20 protein-coding genes and 1 tRNA gene are annotated in these 20,932 nt (G+C 56.0%); 10 read left to right on the forward strand and 11 right to left on the reverse strand.

The window, feature by feature from the left end; translation table 11 throughout:
• Positions 1–4: 4 nt before the first annotated feature.
• Both ABLU86_RS01325 and tesA read right to left on the reverse strand, forming a co-directional pair.
• On the reverse strand, positions 5–811 hold the full coding sequence (locus tag ABLU86_RS01325; protein WP_162182302.1) for an SDR family oxidoreductase: 807 nt from the start codon (positions 809–811) through the stop codon (positions 5–7).
• Positions 801–1,424 (reverse strand): multifunctional acyl-CoA thioesterase I/protease I/lysophospholipase L1, encoded by a 624-nt coding sequence (gene tesA, locus ABLU86_RS01330; RefSeq protein WP_048228463.1) that lies wholly within the window; start codon positions 1,422–1,424, stop codon positions 801–803. The genes ABLU86_RS01325 and tesA overlap by 11 nt, the downstream gene beginning before the upstream one ends.
• Between tesA and ybbA the strand changes: the two genes are divergently transcribed.
• The 3 genes from ybbA (at position 1,395) to ABLU86_RS01345 (ending at position 5,819) form a co-directional block, all read left to right on the forward strand.
• Complete coding sequence (gene ybbA, locus ABLU86_RS01335; protein ID WP_015367886.1) at positions 1,395–2,081, forward strand: putative ABC transporter ATP-binding protein YbbA; 687 nt, start codon at positions 1,395–1,397, stop codon at positions 2,079–2,081. The genes tesA and ybbA overlap by 30 nt on opposite strands.
• A complete protein-coding gene (gene ybbP, locus ABLU86_RS01340; protein ID WP_047464922.1) occupies positions 2,078–4,492 on the forward strand; it encodes a putative ABC transporter permease subunit YbbP in 2,415 nt (804 codons plus the stop codon). Before ybbA ends, ybbP begins: the two co-directional genes overlap by 4 nt.
• 181 nt (positions 4,493–4,673) lie before the next feature.
• A complete protein-coding gene (locus ABLU86_RS01345) occupies positions 4,674–5,819 on the forward strand; it encodes a porin (RefSeq protein WP_015367884.1) in 1,146 nt (381 codons plus the stop codon).
• Positions 5,820–6,430: 611 nt separating this feature from the next.
• Here ABLU86_RS01345 and mnmH read toward each other — a convergent pair.
• From mnmH to ppiB, 5 genes are all read right to left on the reverse strand, one after another.
• Positions 6,431–7,507 (reverse strand): tRNA 2-selenouridine(34) synthase MnmH, encoded by a 1,077-nt coding sequence (gene mnmH / locus ABLU86_RS01350; protein ID WP_047076204.1) that lies wholly within the window; start codon positions 7,505–7,507, stop codon positions 6,431–6,433.
• Positions 7,508–7,617: 110 nt separating this feature from the next.
• Positions 7,618–8,685, reverse strand: coding sequence for a 5-(carboxyamino)imidazole ribonucleotide synthase (gene purK, locus ABLU86_RS01355; protein WP_045361872.1), 1,068 nt, complete (start codon positions 8,683–8,685; stop codon positions 7,618–7,620).
• Positions 8,682–9,191 carry a 5-(carboxyamino)imidazole ribonucleotide mutase gene (purE, locus tag ABLU86_RS01360; protein WP_015367880.1) on the reverse strand — a complete coding sequence of 170 codons (510 nt, stop codon included), beginning with the start codon at positions 9,189–9,191 and terminating at the stop codon, positions 8,682–8,684. The genes purK and purE overlap by 4 nt, the downstream gene beginning before the upstream one ends.
• Before the next feature lie 119 nt (positions 9,192–9,310).
• Positions 9,311–10,033, reverse strand: a complete 723-nt coding sequence (lpxH, locus tag ABLU86_RS01365; RefSeq protein WP_348796360.1) for a UDP-2,3-diacylglucosamine diphosphatase — start codon at positions 10,031–10,033, stop codon at positions 9,311–9,313.
• 3 nt (positions 10,034–10,036) lie between these two features.
• A complete protein-coding gene (gene ppiB / locus ABLU86_RS01370) occupies positions 10,037–10,531 on the reverse strand; it encodes a peptidylprolyl isomerase B (RefSeq protein WP_015367878.1) in 495 nt (164 codons plus the stop codon).
• Between the two features lie 173 nt (positions 10,532–10,704).
• Here ppiB and cysS point away from each other — a divergent pair, with 173 nt between their 5' ends.
• A complete protein-coding gene (cysS, locus tag ABLU86_RS01375; RefSeq protein ID WP_015367877.1) occupies positions 10,705–12,090 on the forward strand; it encodes a cysteine--tRNA ligase in 1,386 nt (461 codons plus the stop codon).
• Positions 12,091–12,126: 36 nt separating this feature from the next.
• Here the strand turns inward: cysS and ybcJ are convergent, their stop codons facing one another.
• Complete coding sequence (gene ybcJ / locus ABLU86_RS01380; RefSeq protein WP_015367876.1) at positions 12,127–12,339, reverse strand: ribosome-associated protein YbcJ; 213 nt, start codon at positions 12,337–12,339, stop codon at positions 12,127–12,129.
• A gap of 1 nt (position 12,340) precedes the next feature.
• Complete coding sequence (gene folD / locus ABLU86_RS01385; RefSeq protein WP_015367875.1) at positions 12,341–13,207, reverse strand: bifunctional methylenetetrahydrofolate dehydrogenase/methenyltetrahydrofolate cyclohydrolase FolD; 867 nt, start codon at positions 13,205–13,207, stop codon at positions 12,341–12,343.
• Positions 13,208–13,526: 319 nt separating this feature from the next.
• Here folD and ABLU86_RS01390 point away from each other — a divergent pair.
• The 6 genes from ABLU86_RS01390 to ABLU86_RS01415 all read left to right on the forward strand — a co-directional run bounded on the left by ABLU86_RS01390 (position 13,527) and on the right by ABLU86_RS01415 (position 18,834).
• Positions 13,527–13,603, forward strand: a tRNA-Arg gene (locus tag ABLU86_RS01390).
• A 160-nt stretch (positions 13,604–13,763) separates the two neighbouring features.
• Positions 13,764–14,165 (forward strand): hydroxyisourate hydrolase, encoded by a 402-nt coding sequence (gene uraH, locus ABLU86_RS01395; RefSeq protein WP_020079433.1) that lies wholly within the window; start codon positions 13,764–13,766, stop codon positions 14,163–14,165.
• Between the two features lie 402 nt (positions 14,166–14,567).
• Complete coding sequence (kdgT, locus tag ABLU86_RS01400) at positions 14,568–15,566, forward strand: 2-keto-3-deoxygluconate transporter (RefSeq protein ID WP_046883706.1); 999 nt, start codon at positions 14,568–14,570, stop codon at positions 15,564–15,566.
• A 58-nt stretch (positions 15,567–15,624) separates the two neighbouring features.
• A complete protein-coding gene (gene kduI, locus ABLU86_RS01405; RefSeq protein WP_047056045.1) occupies positions 15,625–16,461 on the forward strand; it encodes a 5-dehydro-4-deoxy-D-glucuronate isomerase in 837 nt (278 codons plus the stop codon).
• 255 nt (positions 16,462–16,716) lie between these two features.
• Positions 16,717–18,024, forward strand: a complete 1,308-nt coding sequence (locus tag ABLU86_RS01410) for an MFS transporter (RefSeq protein ID WP_032714006.1) — start codon at positions 16,717–16,719, stop codon at positions 18,022–18,024.
• A gap of 9 nt (positions 18,025–18,033) precedes the next feature.
• Positions 18,034–18,834 (forward strand): substrate-binding domain-containing protein, encoded by an 801-nt coding sequence (locus ABLU86_RS01415; protein WP_047053335.1) that lies wholly within the window; start codon positions 18,034–18,036, stop codon positions 18,832–18,834.
• Here the strand turns inward: ABLU86_RS01415 and ABLU86_RS01420 are convergent, their stop codons facing one another.
• Positions 18,835–19,734: a LysR family transcriptional regulator gene (locus ABLU86_RS01420; RefSeq protein ID WP_015704636.1), complete on the reverse strand. Its 900-nt coding sequence runs from the start codon at positions 19,732–19,734 to the stop codon at positions 18,835–18,837.
• A 118-nt stretch (positions 19,735–19,852) separates the two neighbouring features.
• Positions 19,853–20,719 (reverse strand): GNAT family N-acetyltransferase, encoded by an 867-nt coding sequence (locus tag ABLU86_RS01425; RefSeq protein ID WP_020079430.1) that lies wholly within the window; start codon positions 20,717–20,719, stop codon positions 19,853–19,855.
• Positions 20,720–20,932: the final 213 nt, after the last annotated feature.

The raw sequence follows: 20,932 nt of genomic DNA on the forward strand, positions 1-20,932 counted from the left end.
CAACTCAGCCCTGGATAATTTTGTCCATCGCACGGGCCGGCAGCAGGCGTTTTAACCAGCCTACCGCGTGGGTGACCAGCGTCACCGGATAGCGCAGTTTCGGCTTGTCGCTGACGAAGGCGTGACGCACTTTTTCCACCACCGCCTCCGGGCCGAGAGTAAAGCGCGCGGCAATACCGGGGTTTTCTACCGTCTTGTCGCCGGTCTGGTTAACATTGTTGGTAAAGCGGGTGCGGATTGGCCCAGGCTCAATCAGGCTGACTTTTATGCCACTGTGGCGGAGTTCCATGCGCAGCGCATCGGACCACGCCTCCAGCGCGTATTTACTGGCGGCGTAGGCGCCGCGGCCGGGGCTGGAAATCAGCCCCATCACCGAAGAGGTCATCACGATGCGGCCTTCACCGTGCGGCTGCATGGCGGGCAGCAGCAGCATGGTGAGCTGATGGGCGCCGAAAAAGTTGGCGGAAAACTGCTGTTCCATTTGCTGACGGCTGATGGTGGTGAGCGGGCCGTAGACGCCGTAGCCAGCATTATTGAACAGGCCATACAGGCGGTTCTCGGTCAGCGCGATGACCTCGGCGGCGGCATTTTCGACGCTTTGCGGATCATCGAGATCCAGCAAAATACCGGTCAGACCCAGCTCCTGCATACGAGCGACATCATCCCCCTTACGGCAGGCTGCCAGTACCCGGAAGCCCTGACGCTTTAAATCGAGCGCGCTTTCGAGGCCAATTCCGCTGGAACATCCTGTAACTAAAACCGATTTTTGCATAACTTTACCTGTGAATGACTCCCGGCGTTCAGGAGTCATGATTAACTAAGGGAGCCAACCGGGTTGCCATCCAGTCGGCAATAAACGGTTGCGCATCGCGATTAGGATGAATGCCGTCGTCCTGCATCCATTGTGGCTTGAGATAAACCTCCTCCATAAAAAAGGGCAGCAGAGGAATATTGAACTCTTTGGCCAACTGCGGATAAATCGCGCTAAAGGCTTCATTATAACGGCGCCCATAGTTGGCAGGCAGGCGTATTTGCATCAGCAGCGGTTGGGCCTTCGCCGCTTTGATATCCTGAATAACGGTGCGTAGCGTCTGCTCCGTTTGTTGCGGCGGGAAACCGCGCAGCCCGTCGTTGCCGCCCAGTTCCACCAGCACCCAGCGCGGTTGGTGCTGCTTCAGTAGCGCCGGCAGGCGCGCCAGGCCCTGCTGCGATGTATCGCCGCTGATACTGGCATTGACCACCGTCGTTTTGGCCTGCCACTTATCATTGAGCAGAGCAGGCCAGGCAGTATTCGCCGCCATCCGATAGCCGGCGCTCAGGCTATCGCCAAGCACTAACAGCGTATCCGCCGCCATCGCGCGGCAGGTAAACAGAACCATAAACAGGAAAGGCAAATGCCAGCGGAAAACATACTTGAAGTTCATCATCTTAAGAAATCCGTCGGTCAGGGAGAGCATCAGCTGTCCATCCTTACCGGAGTTGAGCTGGTTGTCAAACCGGCGCAAACCATCGCCCTGATTGGCGAGTCCGGTTCCGGGAAATCCACGCTGCTGGCGATTCTCGCCGGGCTTGACGACGGCAGCAGCGGCGAAGTGTCTCTTCTGGGGCAGCCGCTGCATCAAATGGATGAAGAGGCGCGCGCGAGGCTACGCGCAAAGCACGTAGGCTTTGTCTTTCAATCGTTTATGTTGATTCCGACGCTAAACGCCCTTGAGAACGTCGAGCTGCCGGCATTGCTGCGCGGCGCCAGCGATAGCCAGAGCCGTGGCGATGCGCGCGCGCTGCTTGAACAACTGGGGCTTGGCAAACGGCTGCACCATTTGCCGGCGCAGCTTTCCGGCGGCGAGCAGCAGCGAGTGGCGCTGGCCCGCGCCTTTAACGGCCGTCCGGCGCTGCTGTTTGCCGATGAGCCGACCGGCAATCTCGACCGTCACACCGGCGATAAAATCGCCGATCTGCTGTTCTCGCTTAACCGCGAACACGGCACCACGCTGATTCTGGTGACCCACGATCCGCTGCTGGCGGCGCGCTGCGATCGTCGCTTACGCCTGGTGGATGGCAAGCTGCAGGAGGAAGCATGATAGCCCGCTGGTTCTGGCGCGAATGGCGCTCGCCTTCGCTGCTCATCGTCTGGCTGGCATTAAGCATGGCGGTGGCCTGCGTGCTGGCGCTGGGCTCAATCAGCGACCGTATGGAAAAAGGGCTTAGCCAGCAAAGCCGCGAATTCATGGCCGGGGATCGCACCCTGCGCAGTTCACGCGAAGTGCCTGCCGAGTGGCTCTCCCAGGCGCGTACGCTAGGGTTAACCGTCGGCGAACAGCTGAGTTTCGCCACCATGACTTTCGCTGTAGATACCCCGCAGTTGGCGGACGTGAAGGCGGTTGATGATACTTATCCGCTGTACGGCACGCTGGAGACCGCACCGGCGGGATTAAAACCGCAGCGCGGCAGCGTCCTGCTGGCGCCAAGGCTGATGGCATTACTGAACCTGAAAACCGGCGATAACATTGACGTTGGCGACGCCACCTTGCGCATCGCTGGCGAGGTCATTCAAGAGCCGGACGCCGGATTCAACCCCTTCCAGATGGCGCCGCGGCTAATGATGAATATCGCCGACGTGGCGAAAACCGGCGCGGTACAGCCCGGCAGCCGCGTCTCCTGGCGCTATAAATTCGCCGGTAGCGCACAACAGCTGGCGGCCTACGAGCGGTGGCTGCTGCCGAAGCTTGGTGCGGAACATCGCTGGATTGGCCTGGAGCAGGATGATAGCGCGTTGGGTAAATCGCTGGAGCGCTCGCAGCAATTTTTACTGCTGTCCGCGTTACTAACGTTGCTGCTGGCGGTCGCTGCGGTAGCGGTCGCGATGGGGCATTACTGCCGCAGCCGCTACGATTTGGTCGCCATCCTTAAGACGCTGGGCGCCGGGCGGGCGCAGCTACGTAAACTTATCGTCGGTCAGTGGCTAATGTTGCTGGTGCTGGCCGTGGTGGCGGGGGGCGCGATGGGGCTGCTGCTGGAAAAAGCCCTGCTGCTGATGCTTAAACCGGTGCTGCCCGCCGCGCTGCCGCCCGCCAGCGGCTGGCCGTGGTTGTGGGCAATCGGCGCGATGGTGGTGATTTCGCTGCTGGTCGGCTGGCGGCCGTACCGGCTGCTGCTGGCGACTCTGCCGCTGCGGGTATTGCGGCAAGATGTGGTGGCTAACGTCTGGCCGCTAAAACACTATATTCCGGTGGTTTGCGCGGTGGTTGTCGGCGGACTGGCATGGCTGATGGGCGGTAGCCCGCTGCTGTGGTCGGTGCTGGTCGGGGCCTTGGTGCTGGCGCTGCTATGCGGGCTGGTAGGCTGGGCCTTGCTGTGGTTGCTCAAGCGCTTAACGCTGAAAGCGTTACCGTTGCGCCTGGCGGTGAATCGCCTGTTGCGCCAGCCGTGGTCAACGCTGAGCCAACTGGCGGCGTTTTCACTGTCGTTTATGCTGCTGGCTCTGCTGTTGGTGCTGCGCGGTGATCTGCTTGAGCGTTGGCAACAGCAGCTGCCGCCGGAAAGCCCGAACTACTTCCTGATTAATATTGCTCCCGAACAGGTGGTGCCGGTGAAGACATTCCTTGCCGAACACCAGACCCGGGCGGCGGAGTTTTATCCCATCGTACGCGCGCGTCTGACGCAGATTAACGGTCAGACGACGGAAGGGAATAAAGACGAAGCGCTGAATCGCGAACTGAATCTCACCTGGAGTGCACAGCGCCCGGATCATAATCCGCTGGTGGCCGGCAGTTGGCCGCCGAAGGCAGGCGAGGTGTCGATTGAAGAGGGGCTGGCGCAGCGGTTGGGCGTCAGGATCGGTGATAGCGTCACCTTTACCGGCGACACTCAGCAATTTAACGCTAAGGTGACCAGCGTGCGCAAAGTTGACTGGGAGAGCCTGCGGCCAAACTTCTTCTTTATTTTCCCGCCAGGGGCGCTGGATGGGCAGCCACAAAGCTGGCTCACCAGCTTCCGCTGGGATAATGGCAACGCGATGCTGACCCAGCTTAACCGCGAGTTCCCCACCGTTAGCCTGCTGGATATCGGCGCCATCCTGCGCCAGGTAGGCCAGGTGTTGACGCAGGTAAGTCGCGCGCTGGAGGTCATGGTGGTGCTGGTCACCGCCTGCGGCGTGCTATTGCTGCTGGCCCAGGTGCAGGTCGGGATGCGTCAGCGGCATCAGGAGCTGGTCGTCTGGCGGACGCTGGGGGCCGGTAAAACCTTGCTACGTACCACGCTGTGGGCGGAGTTCGCTCTGCTTGGCGTGGTGTCGGGGCTGGTGGCGGCCATTGGCGCCGAGGTGGCGCTGGCGATGCTGCAAACCAAAGTGTTTGATTTTCCATGGACGCCGGACTGGCGGCTGTGGGTTATGCTGCCATTATCCGGCGCTATATTATTATCGTTGTGCGGCGGATGGTTGGGATTACGCTTATTAAAAGGAAAAGCGTTATTCCGACAATTTAACCAGTAAATAGATTTCATTTTTATGAAGCGCCGCGCAATTTCGCGGCGCTTTTATTTTAACGGCACAAAATGATAATTCCTTGATTTTTAAGCGCACAAAACATTAAAAACCCAACAACACGTCGTGCTAATTCGCAGTTAATATTCAACTGGCAAATATAAGGTTGCTTATTACTCAAGGAAAAAGCATGGCACATAAAATAAAAGCGCTGGCGATCTCGATCGGCGCAGCATTAGCGTTAACCTCTTTTGCATCCCAGGCTGAGATTACGCTGCTGAAACAAGATCCGCAGGCGGGCGATCCGTTAAGTCGCCTTAACTTTACCGTTGGCGGTAGTATTCGTCCGCAGTTCAACATGATGACCGGCGATGGCGATAAAGGTTCCTACAAGCGTAACGGTTTCGACGGCGGCACCCGTTTCCGCTTTGCGGCTGATTACTATCTGTTTGATGATATTAGCTGGATCAGCTACTACGAATTGGGCGTGAATATTCCGGCGCTGTTCGATTGGGACAATCACTACGCGGAAGGGGCGAACAATACCACCCGCCGTATGCTTTATACCGGTCTGAAGAGCGATACCTGGGGGACATTAACCTACGGTCAGCAGAACAGTATTTACTATGATGTCGTCGGCGTGAAAACCGATATCTGGGACTACGATATGATCGGTCAGGCTCCGGGTAACGGTATTAACGGCGACTACGATGGTTCTTATCGTTCACGCAATATGTTGAAATATAAGAAAACCGTCGGTGATGTCGATCTGTACGGATCCTATCTGTTTGAAGATAGCGAGTATTTGCCGGGCGATGGTCTGCGCTACAAACGTAAAGGCGGCGGGTCTATCGGCGTGGATTACCACATCATGAAGGACCTGACCTGGGGTACCGCGTGGAACTACACCCGCGCCGAAATGCGCGACCCGTCAAGCTCCGATAGCAAAACCTACGACCAGAATATTGTCGGTACCGCGCTGAGCTGGACTCCGGATAACTGGACCTTCTCCTTCGGCGGCGGCTGGTATCAGAACTTCCTGACTACCAAGAAAACCAATGTGCATGATTACTTCGCCGGCGATGCCTGGGGTATTGAATACTTTGCCGGCTATAAATTCCCGATCAATCAATACGCTGTTAAATCTATTCAGCCGTACTTTATGGGCGACCGTCTGGAGTACGTGAATGGCCGCAACTACCAGCGTATTGATAACGGTTTGGGTGTTAGCTTCCAGCTGGATTACGGTTTCCGTGTTGATTACGAGCACGTGTTTACCTCCAGCACCGATGATCTGGGCGATATGAACCTGGTGCGTCTGCGCTACGACTTCTGACGATGAGTCGCCGCAAGCCGGTAATTTCCCCGGCTTGCGCTGCGCTAAGCGGGAGTAGATACTGTTAACGGTTTGCAACCTTTTAGCTTGAGAAAAGCGTTTATCTCGTTTCGCTCCAGAGTATCTTGCGCTCCCGGTTAATTTTTCTGCAATATGTTTTCCGTGGCGCAGGGAGCGCACAAAGGGCGGCCAGTCGCCGCCGCCCTCTGTACTCCCGGGCTCTGGCCGCCAAAATCGCCGCTACGCGGTTCCCTCGACTTATCCCGGCAGGCTTCGGGTCGGGCCGAGGCAGCGTCCTTGCAAATCACGGCCCTCAGCCCGCATCCATGCGGGCTGCCCCGGCCTTCCGGTAACGTCTCAGCGATTTTGAGGCCACCAACACCGGCAGTTTCAGTCAGCGTGGTGAATAAATTAAAGGCAGGCCGCACGGACCGTAGGCCGGATAAGGCGCAGCCGCCATCCGGCGCAAAAGCGGCTCCTTATCCGCGGATATTGCCCGGCGGCGCTGCGCTTGCGCGGGCCTACAGATCCAGTGCAATGGGTGGCCCAGTGCCATGGGTAGCCCGGGTAAGGCGCCAGCCGCTACCCGGGAAGCCGTCTGGTTGGGAGAGCTACTTCGCCAGCCAGGCGGCGACCTCCTGCCAGTTGCCGCGAAAAATAATTTTCCCGGCTTTTTTCCCCAACTGATAGCGATACATTGGGTCGTAGTATTCATTTAACAGCGGGACCAGCCAGGCGAAGTGAGCTTCGGTACTGGCGGTACGCTGTTGCTGCAACAATGCCGCGTCGAGTAGTTCGGTTAACTGAGCAAAGCGCTGTAGCCCCAGCCGACGCCGGATGGCAAACAGCCCGTGATGCAGATACTCGCTATATTCCTGCCAGCCTTTCTCTTCGCCATAGGCGGCAATAAAGTCGCGGTGCATACGATCGAAGTACTCTTCGCGCAGTCGCTCCAGACGAACGTCAAACGGATCTTCCACCACCGCCAGCGGCGATTGCGCCATGCGGATACGCAGACACTCCGGCAGGTGGTTCGCGCCAATCATATGGCCTTCATCTTCCAGCACCCAACGTGTTTGTTGTTCAGCCTTTTTAAGCAGGGAGACCGCCAGATGGTTTTCGAACGTCGCCTGCGGGTGTTGCTGCTGCAACGTACGGCCAAATGACGAACCGCGGTGGTGGGCGTGACCTTCAAGATCGATACCGTCCGGGCGCGAGCAAACCAACTGGGTTTTGCCATTGCCGGTGCAGCCGCCAATCAGCACGATAGGGCGCTGTACCAGCTCCTCGGTAGCCTGTATTGCCGCCTGGCGTAGCGCTTTGTAGCCGCCGACAATCAGCGGATAATCGACGCCTGCTTCACGCAGCCACTGCTGCACGATATGCGAGCGCTGGCCGCCGCGGGCGCAGCACAGATAGCCCTGTGGATAGCGGGCGCAGGCCGACAGCCACGCCTTGAGGCGGCTGGCGCGCAGGTCGCCATCGACCAGTTTATGTCCGAGGGCTAATGCCGCTTCCGGCCCCTGGCGCTTGTAACAGGTGCCGACGGCGGCGCGTTCTTCGTCGTTCATCAGCGGCAGGTTAATCGCCGCGGGCATCGCGCTTTGCTGAAATTCCACCGGCGCGCGGACGTCGATAAGCGGCGTATCCGCGCTGAGGATGGCGCGATAGTGTGTCCCATTTTCCATGGGTCGTCCTTTTGAGTTAAAACCGGGATGTGCTTACTGCGAGGTGGGGATTCTACGCGCCGAAGGGCATGCCGGGGAAGGGGATAGATCAAATCCCCGGCACGAATGGCTTAATTAAGCTGCGACTGCGCCCAGAAAACGCCGCTGGCGTATTCGGCTGGCAGGAGCGGTTTCAGCGCTTCCAGCGTGGCGCTCAGGCGATCGGTATCGCTGTCGGTCAGATTCAGGTGCCCGACTTTACGCCCCGGACGAACTTCTTTGTCGTACCAGTGCAGATGTACCAGCGGCAGTTTCAGCCAGTCGTAGTTCAGATCGCTGCCGATCAGGTTGATCATCACCGATGGGCTGTTGACCACCGGCGGCGGCAGCGGCAAATCGGTAATGGCGCGCAGATGCAGTTCAAACTGGCTAATGGAAGCCCCGTTCTGCGTCCAGTGGCCGCTGTTGTGCACGCGCGGCGCCAGTTCGTTGATCAGCAGTCCCTCGGCGGTGACGAAGCACTCCATGGCCATCACGCCCACGTAGTCGAGCTCGTTCATGATCGCCGTCAGCATGCTTTCGGCCTGCTCCTGCTGGCGCGCATTGGCCTGCGGGAAGGCGACGCTGGCGCGCAGAATGCCGTCCTGGTGCAGGTTGCGGGTCAGCGGATAAAACACCGTGCTGCCGTCGCGGCCGCGGGCACCAACCAGCGACACTTCGCCGGAGAAGTTAATTCCCTGCTCGACGATACACTCGCCGTAATTATCATCCGGCAGTTGTGCGGTTTCGTTCTCGCGTAGACGCCACTGGCCGCGGCCATCGTAGCCGCCGACGCGGCGCTTGACGATAGCCAGTTCGCCCAGACGGGCAAACACGGCGGGCCACTCGCTTTTATCCGCCAGTAGTTGCCACGGCGCGGTGGCGAGGCCAAGTTTGTCGAACAACTGTTTCTGGGTCAGGCGGTCGGCGATGATCGGAAAAACGTCGCGGTTGACGAAAGCCGGATGGCGCGCCAGTTCGCGGGTCAGGGCGGTTTCCGGCCAGCGCTCGATTTCAGCGGTGATGACGCTTTGCTGGAATGGCACCGCTTCCGGGTCGGCTTCCAGGCCGACCGGCCAGACGGCGATGCCCAGTGGTTCACCGGCCTGACGCAGCATGCGGCCTAACTGTCCGTTACCGAGGACGCAAACCTGTTTCATGCCGCACCTCGCGGGTCCGGGTTATCCAGCACCTCATCGGTTTGCGCCTGACGCCAGGCGCTCAGACGCTGGTGCAGTTCGGCATCATGCTGGGCGAGAATTTGCGCGGCGAGCAGGGCGGCGTTAGCGGCGCCGGCTTTGCCGATGGCCAGCGTGCCGACCGGGATTCCGCGGGGCATTTGAACGATAGAGTAGAGGCTGTCAACGCCGCTTAATGCCGCGCTCTGAACCGGCACGCCAAGCACCGGCACCAGAGTTTTCGCTGCAATCATGCCCGGCAAATGCGCCGCGCCGCCCGCACCGGCGATGATCACCTGATAACCGTTGCTTTCGGCGCTTTCGGCGAAGCTAAACAATTTATCGGGCGTACGGTGGGCGGAAACCACTTCAACATGGTGCGGAACGTTCAGGGTATCAAGGATTTCTGCGGCGAACTGCATGGTAGCCCAGTCGCTTTTGGACCCCATCACGATGGCGATACGCGCCGGATTATTGCGGGAAGACATGCGTCTGAAAACTCCTGTGGGTGTGCTTCACACTGCTTTAGAGGCCACAGAGAATAGCACGATATCCCGGCAAGGAAAACGGTTGCGTCGGCGGAAATACAGGGAAATCGTTGGCGAAATTAAAACGGGAAATAGATGAGTTCGACGCCGTCGGCGCTGACTTTCACCATTGACCCTTCGCTGTGCCACGCGCCGAGGACCACGCGCCACGCGGGCTGCCCGTTGGCCAGCAGTTCATGGACAGCCGGGCGATGGGTATGTCCGTGAATCAGCCACTGCACCTGATGCCGCTCCATCGCGTCAACGACCGCCTGCGGATTCACATCCATAATTTCCATCGATTTGCTGCTGTTGGCGGCTTTGCTATCGGCGCGCATTTTGGCGGCGATGCGGCGGCGGATAAACAGCGGCAGGGCGAGAAACAGACGTTGGATCCACGGGGTATGGACTTTAGCGCGAAACGCCAGGTAACCGGGGTCGTCGGTACATAAAGTGTCGCCATGCATAATCAACACTTCACGGCCATAGAGATCCAGCCGCTCTTCTTCAGCGAGCAGGATCATGCCGCTCTGGCGGGCGAAGCGCTGACCGACGAGAAAATCGCGGTTGCCGTGGATGAAGTAGCAGGGTACGCCGGCGTCGACGACGGCTTTGATGGCCGCAGCGATTTGCTGATGCAGCGGGTTCGGATCGTCATCGCCGATCCACGCCTCGAACAGATCGCCAAGGATATACAGGGCGTCAGCCTGACGGGCTTCCCCCTGTAAAAAACGCAGAAAACCGGCGGTGATCGCCGGTTCTTCTGTTTGCAGATGCAGGTCTGCAATAAAAAGTGTCGCCACGAATTATTCGCTGACGGTGACGCTTTTGATGACAACATCTTCTTTCGGCACATCCTGGTGCATGCCGCTGCGGCCGGTGGCAACCGCTTTGATTTTGTCGACCACGTCCATGCCTTCAACCACTTCGGCAAAGACGCAGTAGCCCCAACCCTGCAGGCTTTCGCCAGAGAAGTTCAGGAAGTCGTTGTCTACTACGTTGATGAAGAACTGCGCGGTGGCGGAGTGCGGGGCCTGAGTACGGGCCATCGCCAGCGTACCACGGGTATTTTTCAGACCGTTATTAGCTTCGTTCTGAATCGGAGATTTGGTCGCTTTCTGATTCATGCCCGGCTCAAAGCCGCCGCCCTGAATCATGAAGCCGTTGATAACACGGTGGAAAATGGTGTTGTCGTAGAAACCTTCGCGGCAGTAGTCCAGGAAGTTTTTAACTGTTTCCGGCGCTTTGTCGTCAAACGTTTTGATTACGATATCGCCATGATTGGTGTGGAAAGTAACCATTTTTGCATCCTGTTCCGATGATTGTAGTGCTGAACCCAAGGTTGGGTATGACATAGGTGGCTGTTATAGCATAACCGCGGGGGTCGATGCACCTTGCAATGTGTGCTGCTTCCGGTTTGAATTAGGGTTAGAATAAGCGACTTATATCCACACACGTCTACACGGAATCTTCGATGTTAAAAATTTTTAATACACTGACGCGCCAAAAAGAAGAATTTAAACCTATTCATGCCGGGGAAGTTGGCATGTACGTGTGTGGAATTACCGTTTACGATCTCTGTCATATCGGCCATGGCCGCACCTTCGTCTCCTTCGACGTTGTCGCTCGCTATCTGCGCTTCCTTGGTTACAAGCTGAAGTACGTGCGCAACATTACCGATATCGACGATAAAATCATTAAGCGCGCTAATGAAAACGGCGAAAGCTTTGTCGCGCTAGTCGATCGCATGATCGCCGAAATGCATAAAGATTTTGACGCTCTGAACATTCTGCGCCCGGACAACGAGCCGCGCGCCACCCACCATATCGCTGAAATTATCGAAATCACCGAGCAGCTGATCGCCCGCGGTCACGCTTATGTGGCGGATAACGGCGACGTGATGTTCGACGTGCCGACCGACCCTAACTACGGTCTGCTATCGCGCCAGGATCTCGACCAGCTGCAGGCGGGCGCTCGTGTCGACGTGGTTGACGTCAAGCGTAACCCAATGGACTTCGTCCTGTGGAAGATGTCAAAAGAGGGCGAGCCGAGCTGGCCGTCACCGTGGGGTGAAGGGCGTCCAGGCTGGCACATTGAATGCTCGGCGATGAACTGCAAACAGCTGGGTAATCACTTTGATATTCACGGCGGCGGTTCGGATCTGATGTTCCCGCATCACGAAAACGAAATCGCGCAATCGACCTGCGCCCACGACGGCGAATACGTCAACTACTGGATGCACTCCGGAATGGTGATGGTCGATCGCGAGAAAATGTCGAAATCGCTGGGTAACTTCTTTACCGTCCGCGACGTGCTGAAGTACTACGATGCCGAAACCATCCGCTACTTCCTGATGTCCGGCCACTATCGCAGCCAGCTGAACTACAGCGAAGAGAACCTCAAGCAGGCGCGTTCGGCGCTGGAGCGTCTGTACACCGCGCTGCGCGGGACCGACAAATCCGCGCAGCCTGCTGGCGGCGAAGCCTTCGAAGCGCGCTTTATTGAAGCGATGGATGACGACTTCAATACCCCGGAAGCCTACTCGGTGCTGTTCGATATGGCGCGTGAAGTGAACCGCCTGAAAACGGAAGACGCGGCGGCCGCGAACGCGCTGGCGGCCCATATGCGTAAGCTCGCTTCGGTGCTGGGGCTGCTTGAGCAGGAGCCGGACGCTTTCCTGCAGAGCGGCGCGCAGGCCGATGATGGCGAAGTGGCTGAAATCGAAAGGCTTATCCAACAGCGTCTGGATGCGCGTAAAGCGAAAGACTGGGCGGCGGCGGATGCGGCGCGCGATCGTCTTAACGAGATGGGTATTGTGTTAGAAGACGGCCCGCAGGGCACTACCTGGCGCCGTAAGTAAACCATAAAAAACGCCCGGTTAGCCGGGCGTTTTTGTTTATGCGATCACAGTAATGCTTTGACCGTCAAAGGTCACCGTTTGCCCGGCAACGATTTTACAGCGTTTGCGGGTTTCCACCGCGCCGTCGACTTTCACCAGCCCTTCGGCGATGAAGATTTTGGCCTGCGCGCCGCTCTCGCTCCAGCCTTCCAGCTTCAGCAGGTCACATAGTTCAACATGCGGGTGTTTGCCCAGAGAAAAATTCGCCATCTTAGGCCTCCTGAATGTCGTGATACTCTTCGCACGCCTGCAGTGTATTCTGAATGAGGGTCGCTACGGTCATCGGGCCGACGCCGCCAGGCACTGGCGTAATGTAGGACGCGCGTTCCGCCGCGTCTTCAAACACCACGTCGCCGACCACTTTGCCGCTTTCCAGACGGTTAATGCCGACGTCCACCACGATGGCGCCTTCTTTAATCCACTCGCCCGGGATAAAGCCCGGTTTACCGACTGCGACAATCAGCAGATCGGCATTTTCAACGTGGTGGCGCAGGTTTTTGGTGAAACGGTGGGTGACGGTGGTGGTGCAGCCCGCCAGCAGCAGCTCCATGCTCATCGGACGACCGACGATGTTAGAAGCGCCAATCACCACCGCGTTGAGGCCATAGGTATCGATATTGTAACGCTCAAGCAGGGTAACGATACCGCGTGGCGTACATGGGCGTAGACGCGGCGCGCGTTGACACAGACGACCAACGTTATACGGATGGAAGCCGTCGACGTCTTTGTCCGGGGCAATGCGCTCGAGGACTTTAACGTTGTCGATACCGGCAGGCAGCGGCAGCTGTACCAGGATGCCGTCGATAGTATTATCGGCATTCAGCGTGTCGATAAGTTCCAGCAGCTCGGCTTCGCTGGTGGTTTCCGGGAGATCGTAAGAGCGGGAGACGAAACCCACCTCTTCACATGCCTTGCGTTTGCTGCCGACATAAATCTGCGACGCAGGGTTGCTGCCGACCAGCACAACGGCGAGCCCGGGGGCGCGTTTTCCGGCCGCTACGCGCGCCTTCACTTTTTCCGCGACCTCAGAGCGCACCTGCTGCGCAATCGTTTTACCGTCAATAATTTTTGCTGCCATCAGAGAGAGGATTCCATCTGTCACTTTACGAAAGGGGGATGTGGATATTTTGTCAGAAGCCAGCCTCGCTGTCAGTTATCGTTTGCGTTTTTATCGGTTTTCCGCCGCGAGAAGGGCGAAACAGGCTATTTTTCCGCGCCATGGCGGCGTAGGGGGCCAGTCGCGAACGGACGGGGCGAACAATCCTTAACCAGACATCGCGTTAATAATCGACAAGCTCGCTATGCTGCTGTCTTTTCCCGGCAAAATGCATTGACTCACCGGAGGTTGACCGTATAATTTCACGCGATTGCACCTCCCGAAGCTCCCGCTTCTCAGTGCGCCCTTAGCTCAGCTGGATAGAGCAACGGCCTTCTAAGCCGTAGGTCACAGGTTCGAATCCTGTAGGGCGTGCCATTATCGCTTCTCTTACGTTCGATTCCTCCATCCCACACAAGACTTTGGCGTAGATTCGCGCTGCTATTACCCGTTAATTAATAACGAAAAGTTTAATTTTATTTCCCATCGCGCTGACTATAGTGATGACACATTCACTTGCTTATTAAGGTCATCGCTCATGAAGTTAATTATCGCTTCCGTTATTTCATTGTTGAGCTTCAGCGCGCTTGCGGCCCCGGAAGGGACATTAAGCGTACATATTCTCAATCAGCAGACCGGTCTGCCTTCTCAAGGGGTGCAGATTGAGCTCGATAAGCAGCAGGGCAGCGGCTGGCAGCATATCGCCAGCGGTAAAACGGATGCCGATGGCCGTATCAAGTCGCTTTATCCGCAGGCCGATAATATGGAGCCCGGGGTGTATAAAGTAACCTTCAAAACCGGTGACTACTTTAAAAGTCATAATATGAGCACCTTCTTTCCCGTCATTCCGGTTATTTTCAGCGTAATGGAACAGAACCAAAAGTTACATATCCCGCTGTTGTTGAGCCAGTATGGCTACTCTACCTACCGCGGTAGTTGATCCTCGCCCATCTGCAGGCCGGGCAAAGCGAAGACCGCCGTGTCTTGCTTTGTCCGGCACGTGTCACCGAATCCACTAAAACATCTGTCTAACATTTCATCCTACCCCTGATTGCCGCAACATCGTGGCTACACCTCCCTTTTGTTTTCAATAAACCATCTGTCGTTCGATTTCTTTTTGATATGTGATGACGGTAACTAAAACGCTGTTTTGTTTTCGTTGAATCATTATTTCACATGATCAATGATAACGGCATGGTATCAGTGTGGTGCGCACAACCCTGAGACTCCTGACTTTTCTCATCTGTTCGTAATGCAATGAACAGTAAGAATTTTTTCAAACGCTATTGAAAGAATAAGTCACATCCTTGCCGTTCAGGTGGGGTGGAGATGAGGATAAAAAATGAAGATCAAAGCAACCATTGAACGTATCCCTGGCGGCATGATGCTGGTTCCATTGCTGCTGGGCGCGGTGCTTAATACCCTGGCGCCGGATACCGGTAATTACTTTGGTTCATTCACCAAAGGTATGATTGGCGGCACGGTACCGATCCTGGCGGTGTGGTTTTTCTGTATCGGCGCATCGATCGATTTGCGCGCCACCGGTACCGTATTACGTAAATCCGGCACGTTAGTGATCACCAAAATTGCCGTCGCCTGGATCGTCGCTTTTATCGCCGCGATGGTCATTCCGGAAAACGGCGTCCAGACCGGTTTCTTTGCCGGACTGTCGGTGTTGGCTATTGTCTCGGCAATGGATATGACCAACGGCGGTCTGTACGCCAGCCTGATGAATCAGTACGGCAGTAAAGAAGAGTCCGGCGCGTTTGTATTGATGTCGCTGGAGTCCGGGCCGCTGATGACGATGGTTATCCTTGGCTCCGCCGGTCTGGCTTCCTTCGAGCCTCACCATTTTATCGGCGCGGTGCTGCCATTCCTGGTGGGCTTTGCCTTAGGTAACCTCGACCACGACTTCCGCGCCTTCTTTAGCAAAGCCACCCCGGTGCTGATTCCGTTCTTTGGCTTTGCGCTGGGCAACACCATCAACCTGAGCGTGATTCTGGATACCGGACTGCTGGGGATTGTGCTTGGCGTGGCGGTCATCATCATTACCGGCATCCCGTTGATTATTGCTGACCGGGTTATCGGCGGCGGTAATGGGACAGCTGGCGTCGCGGCCTCTTCCGCAGCGGGCGCGGCGGTCGCGAACCCGGTGATCATCGCGCAGATTAATCCGGCCTTTGAACCGGTGGCCGCTTCGGCGACGGCGCTGGTCGCGGCAAGCGTCATCGTCACCGCGATTTTAGTACCGATTATTACCGCCCTGTACGCCAGACGTTTTGGCAACGCGCAGGTGGTGAAAGCGCCTGGCGCCAGCGTGGCGTCATCGGCAAATCACTAATCTATTTTCGCCCTCCTGCGGAGGGCTTTGTCATTCAAGAATCTGCCTGGAGGCTAACGTGGACGTAAGACAAAGTATCCACAGCGCGCATGCGAAAACTCTGGATACCCAGGGGCTGCGTAATGAGTTTTTAGTTGAACGAGTGTTTGTGGCTGATGAATACACCATGGTGTACAGCCATATTGACCGCATTATTGTTGGCGGCGTTATGCCGGTGCAGCGCGGGGTGTCGGTGGGTGGCGAAGTCGGTAAACAGCTTGGGGTAAGCTATTTCCTCGAACGCCGTGAGTTAGGGGTGATTAATATCGGCGGCACGGGTTGTATTACCGTTGATGGCCAATGTTATGAAATCGGCCACCGTGAGGCGCTGTACGTCGGTAAGGGGGCGAAAGAGGTGGTTTTTACCAGCGTCGACCACGCAAAACCGGCGAAGTTTTACTACAACTGCGCGCCGGCGCATACCACTTATCCAACGAAGAAAGTCACTCCTGCCGATGTAGCGCCGGTGACGCTGGGTGACAACCTGACCAGCAACCGCCGCACCATCAATAAATATTTCGTGCCGGATGTACTGGAAACCTGTCAGCTCAGCATGGGCCTGACCGAACTGGCGCCGGGTAACCTGTGGAACACCATGCCTTGCCATACCCATGAGCGGCGGATGGAGGTCTATTTCTATTTCAACATGGATGAGGATGCCTGCGTGTTCCACATGATGGGGCAGCCGCAGGAGACCCGTCATATTGTGATGCATAACGAGCAGGCGGTGATTTCGCCAAGCTGGTCGATTCACTCAGGGGTGGGTACCCGCGCTTATACCTTCATCTGGGGGATGGTTGGCGAGAACCAGGTCTTTGACGACATGGATCACGTTGCCGTGCGCGATATACGTTAAAACGCCCGCTCAAGCCCGGATTGCCGGGGATGGAAATGCAGCGGAGTTCACACTATCAGTGTTTAGAGGCGGGGCGGAAGGGGGAACCCATCGCCCCGTCATTGTTGACGTCGCTTCACTCGCAGGCTTTATTAATGTGTCAGACGCATCAATAGATGCGCAAAATGCGCTTATTCCTGGCTACAACTTCCCGCACTCTTACGGTTACCTAAATGTTAATGAGAGTTAACTATTCAGTTAATCAGGGAGAGTGTGATGTCCGCAACTGCCGCTACTTCAGTGTTTCGCGCCAGGGCCAAAGTGATCCTGCAAGTGACCTCAGGGAATTTTCTTGAGCAGTTTGACTTCTTTTTATTTGGTTTTTACGCCACCTATATTGCCCATACTTTTTTTCCTTCCGAAAATGAATTCGCTTCCTTAATGATGACCTTCGCCGTTTTCGGCGCCGGGTTCTTGATGCGGCCCGTTGGCGCCGTGGTGTTAGGCGCCTGGATTGACAAGGTCGGCAGACGTAAAGGTTTAATCGGCACGTTGTCGATTATGGCGATGGGGACCATCCTGATCGTGCTGGTGCCAGGTTATCAGACTATCGGTTTGTGGGCGCCGGCGCTGGTGCTGTGCGGCCGACTGCTGCAGGGCTTTTCTGCTGGTGCGGAGCTGGGCGGCGTCTCGGTTTACCTCGCAGAAATGGCGACACCTGGACGTAAAGGGTTCTATACCAGTTGGCAATCTGCCAGTCAGCAGGTCTCGATTATGGTGGCCGCTTCATTGGGCTATCTGCTCAATATGCTGCTCAGTGAGTCGAGTCTGCATCAGTGGGGATGGCGAATCCCGTTCGCGATTGGCTGCCTGATCGTGCCTTTTATCTTCTTTTTACGCCGCAACCTGAATGAAACCGCGGAGTATACGGAGCGTAAGGAACATCCGACCTTAGGACAATCGCTGACTATTCTGCTGGCAAACTGGCGGGTGGTGATTGCGGGGATGCTAATGGTGGCCATGACCACTACCGCGTTCTATTTGATCACGGTCTACGCGCCAACCTTTGGCAAAAACGTGTTGTTATTAAGCGCCTCGGATAGCCTGCTGGTCACGCTATTGGTGGCTATCTCCAATTTCATCTGGCTGCCTATCGGCGGCATGCTTTCCGATAAGTTTGGTCGTAAACCCGTGCTGGTCAGCATGACGCTGCTGGCTATTTTCACCAGTTGGCCTGCGTTATCGCTGCTGGCCCGCATGCCGGACTTCGCCATGATGTTGTCCGTGCTGCTGTGGCTCTCCTTTATTTACGGCATCTACAACGGCGCGATGATCCCCGCGCTGACGGAAATTATGCCCAGGTCGGTCAGGGTCGCTGGTTTTTCCCTGGCTTACAGCCTGGCTACCGCTCTGTTTGGCGGTTTTACGCCGGCGATGTCCACCGCATTAATTAAAGTCACCGGGGATAAGGCGGCGCCCGGCTACTGGATGAGTTTTGCGGCAATCTGCGCGCTACTGGCGACGCTGTATCTCTATCAACGCGTTTCCCGACAGGCATTGAAAACGCAAAATTCTTTAGGTTAAGAGGTGAATATGCAACGTAAATCATGGGTTTTCTCGTTAGTGGTATTCACCTGCGGCTATGCGCATGTTGCCGTCGCGCAGGAGATTACGGTGATGATTTCCGGCGGCTTCTCCGCGGCGTTGGATAAACTGGCGCCCGACTATCAGCAAAAAAGCGGCAATACCTTACATATCATTCATGGTCCCTCGATGGGGAAATCCGCGGAGGCGATACCGAACCGCCTGGCGGCAGGGCAAAAGGCGGATGTGGTGATTATGGTGGGATACGCCCTGGATGATTTGCAAAAGCAGGGCAAAGTGATGCCGGGGTCGCGTATTGAACTGGCGGATTCACGTATTGGCGCCGTCGTGCCAAAAGGGGCCCCGGTACCGGATATCAGCAGCGTCGCCGCGTTGAAACAAACATTGCTGCAGGCGAAATCCATCGCCTATTCGGATAGCGCCAGTGGGCGCTATGTTGAAAAGGAGCTGTTCAGCAAACTGGATATTGCCGCGCAGGCGAGCCCCAAAGCAAAAATGATCGAAAAAATCCCCGTTGCTTCGCTGGTGGCAAAAGGGGACTACGCGATAGGATTTCAGCAGGTTAGCGAACTGTTGCCGGTCAGCGGCGTGACGTTCGTTGGCCGTCTGCCGGATGAAGTGCAATACGTTACCCGCTTCGCGGGCGCCGTAGTTGCCGATTCATCCGCGCAGTCGCAGGCGAAGCAGTTGCTGTGCTATCTGGCTTCAGTCCCGGCGCAGGCGGAAATCCGTCGCACAGGCATGGATCCTTTACCCGCCAACGCCTGCGAATTACCGGAAGAGGGCTAATTATGCGGTGGGATGGTAAAAATCGGTAATGGCTTTTTCGAGTTCGGCGGCCAGAGGAGGTAATGCTCTACCCGCTTTTTTTATCAGCCCCACCTGCCTTTTCACCTCTGGTTCCACTAGCGGAATACTGGCTAACGCGTGGTGTGCATAGGCCGGCAGCGCCATCGCCGGGATGGCCGCAATACCGAGGCCGGCATCAACCATACCCAGCATGGTCGTCACGTGGCGGGTTTCACAAACTGCAGTGCGTCGTGGCCCTACGTCGCTCAGGGCGCCGTCCAGCAGGTGGCGATTGCCGGAGATCTTATCAAGCCAGATGTAATCGTGGTTAAAAAATTCTTGCCAGCTGAGGCTGTTACGCTGCGCCAGCGGATCGTCGCGTCGGCAAACCGCCAGGTAGCGTTCATGGACCAGCGGCGTAAATACCACCTCGGACGCGATTTCGGAGAGAAAACTCAGGCCGAAATCCGCCTGGTGATTCTGCACGGCGCTATAAACATTTCCGGCGCTGGTATCAATGACCTTGATCCGCGCTTTGGGAAAACGCAGACGGAATTGGCTGATAACCTGCGGCATAAAATAGTTGGCGGCTGAGGGGACACAGGCAACCGTCACCAGCCCGTTGCCGAAGGCGGCGCGGTCGCTAATACCGTCCAGGGCATCTTCGAATTCGGAAAGCAGATGCTGCGCCTTTGGGGCGAAAGCTCTGCCGGTTTGCGTGAGGGTCACCCGGCGAGTGGTTCTTTCAAACAATCTCACCCCTAAAGCGGTTTCCAGCTTTTCAATTCGCCTGCTTAACGCCGATTGCGAAATGCAAATCGCCTCGGCGGCATAGCGAAAGCTGCCGTGCTCGCTGAGGGCTAAAAAGGCGTAGAGATCCTGCAGGTCAAAAAGGGGCAAGTGGCGCTTCTCCTGGATTTAACAAAAAAACAACAATCAATTGTACTGTTTATTTGGTTTTCCAGGAAGAAACAACACCGACCAGCCGCAGGTTAAATAGATGACCTGCGGCCCGGCATCAGGCGTGCGCCAGCAGCGGGAACATCAATTTGTTGTCGTGGAAGATGTTCTCTTTAGTCGAATAGATAAACAACATATCGTCGCCGTCTATTTTTTCGTACTCGCCCAGGCGCGCTTCCTTCGGCGTAAAACCTAGCACCGCCTGTTGCGATTGCGGCTGGGCGAGTTCATTGATAATGGTCGCCATGGATTGTCCGGCATCGCAAAAAATATCAAAGCAGATAAGCTCATGGGCGCTTTGCATCGCAATGGCGACGGCCTGGTTTTTCTCCGAGTAGTAGACAAAATGCTTCATAAACGCCGAACAGTAAAACATCAACAGGCCGAAGTTATTCTCCACTCGTAGCTGTGAAAAGGGGTTGGATTTCTGGTAGTAGTGCTTAAGCAGGGCGATATCCTGCGCACTATCCATATCCAGTTTACGGAAGTCGCCGGGAGTAGGCGAAACGGGTGCCACATATTGATATTCGTCGGTTCGCGTAAAGCCAAATTTGGGATAGAAGTCGACGGTAGTTGAGTTGGCGAACAGGAAAAAAGCATCCGCTTTGTCACGCCAGTCATCAAGGATATGTTGTATCAACTGTCCGGCAAGCCCTTTATTACGGTAATCAATATTGGTCATTACCGTACCTATTTGAATATAGCGTCGGGGTTGGCCTTGCCAGACCAGATCAATAATATTCGCAGAGGCGTTGGCGATAACTTTATTCTTATCAACGAAAGCGTAAGGGATATAGGATTCGCTCCAGTATCCCTGCTGATACCAGGCGTCAAAGGATAGATCGAACGTTTTGATGGCTAAATCAATAAAGCTTTTTCTTAATGTATTATCATCTTTGAGTTGTTTAACCAATTTGTAGTGCATCGCAGTCATTCCTTTCTTATTCGTTTTGCTATCCGGGATTGCTACAGGCAAATTTTACCCCTTGAAAATCACAGGTTTTGTGCCTGAGTATGGCGGTTTTCTGCGGTTTGTACAGTATTGGAGGAAGGGCATCGCTCAGGACGTTGCCTGGCTCACAATTAACAGCAAACATTCTGCGTGGATAAGGTAAGTAAGGCGTAAACGCAGTGGTTT

It is taken from the genome of Klebsiella sp. JN_Kp121 (assembly GCF_040062145.1).
Lineage (GTDB): Bacteria > Pseudomonadota > Gammaproteobacteria > Enterobacterales > Enterobacteriaceae > Klebsiella > Klebsiella aerogenes.

Coding starts and splice junctions, on each gene's coding strand:
- ABLU86_RS01325 (WP_162182302.1), bottom strand. CDS start 811: ATGACTCCTGAACGCCGGGAGTCATTCACAGGTAAAGTTATGCAAAAA.
- ybbA (WP_015367886.1), top strand. CDS start 1,395: ATGCCAGCGGAAAACATACTTGAAGTTCATCATCTTAAGAAATCCGTC.
- tesA (WP_048228463.1), bottom strand. CDS start 1,424: ATGAACTTCAAGTATGTTTTCCGCTGGCATTTGCCTTTCCTGTTTATG.
- ybbP (WP_047464922.1), top strand. CDS start 2,078: ATGATAGCCCGCTGGTTCTGGCGCGAATGGCGCTCGCCTTCGCTGCTC.
- ABLU86_RS01345 (WP_015367884.1), top strand. CDS start 4,674: ATGGCACATAAAATAAAAGCGCTGGCGATCTCGATCGGCGCAGCATTA.
- mnmH (WP_047076204.1), bottom strand. CDS start 7,507: ATGGAAAATGGGACACACTATCGCGCCATCCTCAGCGCGGATACGCCG.
- purK (WP_045361872.1), bottom strand. CDS start 8,685: ATGAAACAGGTTTGCGTCCTCGGTAACGGACAGTTAGGCCGCATGCTG.
- purE (WP_015367880.1), bottom strand. CDS start 9,191: ATGTCTTCCCGCAATAATCCGGCGCGTATCGCCATCGTGATGGGGTCC.
- ppiB (WP_015367878.1), bottom strand. CDS start 10,531: ATGGTTACTTTCCACACCAATCATGGCGATATCGTAATCAAAACGTTT.
- cysS (WP_015367877.1), top strand. CDS start 10,705: ATGTTAAAAATTTTTAATACACTGACGCGCCAAAAAGAAGAATTTAAA.
- ybcJ (WP_015367876.1), bottom strand. CDS start 12,339: ATGGCGAATTTTTCTCTGGGCAAACACCCGCATGTTGAACTATGTGAC.
- folD (WP_015367875.1), bottom strand. CDS start 13,207: ATGGCAGCAAAAATTATTGACGGTAAAACGATTGCGCAGCAGGTGCGC.
- uraH (WP_020079433.1), top strand. CDS start 13,764: ATGAAGTTAATTATCGCTTCCGTTATTTCATTGTTGAGCTTCAGCGCG.
- kdgT (WP_046883706.1), top strand. CDS start 14,568: ATGAAGATCAAAGCAACCATTGAACGTATCCCTGGCGGCATGATGCTG.
- ABLU86_RS01410 (WP_032714006.1), top strand. CDS start 16,717: ATGTCCGCAACTGCCGCTACTTCAGTGTTTCGCGCCAGGGCCAAAGTG.
- ABLU86_RS01415 (WP_047053335.1), top strand. CDS start 18,034: ATGCAACGTAAATCATGGGTTTTCTCGTTAGTGGTATTCACCTGCGGC.
- ABLU86_RS01425 (WP_020079430.1), bottom strand. CDS start 20,719: ATGCACTACAAATTGGTTAAACAACTCAAAGATGATAATACATTAAGA.